The organism is Streptosporangium carneum, from assembly GCF_027922005.1.
Classification (GTDB): domain Bacteria; phylum Actinomycetota; class Actinomycetes; order Streptosporangiales; family Streptosporangiaceae; genus Streptosporangium; species Streptosporangium carneum.
On the sequence record NZ_BSEV01000165.1, the window covers coordinates 1 to 523 of the forward strand.

1 protein-coding gene is annotated in these 523 nt (G+C 53.9%); it reads right to left on the reverse strand.

Features of this window, described 5'->3' with window-relative positions:
• On the reverse strand, window positions 1-523 hold a 523-nt coding region (locus PKF00_RS44350; protein ID WP_271223808.1), incomplete at both ends, for an ABC transporter permease.

Sequence of the window (523 nt, forward strand, 5' to 3'; positions counted from 1 at the left end):
TGCCAGAAACACGCTTTGCAATGAGGCGACGAAGTATCGAGCGGGCACCGCATAACTGATCCACTGCAAAGCCATTGGCATGCTTTCCAGCTCGAACACAAAATTCGAAAAGTAAAACGCTGGCAGAAAGGAGGAGAGGATCGAGATCTGTGCGGCAACCAACTGATTGCGTGTCAATGTGGAGATCAACAAACCTTGGCCGAGGGATGTCAGCATAAAAATGGCCGAAATCGCGATCAGCACGATGAGGGATCCGCGAAGTGGTACATCAAAGACTATGACAGCGAGCAGGCTTGATAGCCCCATCGAACCCATGCCCAGGAAGAAATACGGCGTCAGTTTTCCGATCAGCAGTTCGGCAACATTGATCGGCGTTGCGAGTAGAGCCTCCATCGTGCCGCGTTCCCATTCCCGCGCGATGACCAGCGCTGTCAGGAGGGACCCGATCAGCGTCAGGATTATCGCGATCGACCCGGGAACAAGGTAGTTTCGGCTCGCCAATTCAGCATTGAACCAGACCCGG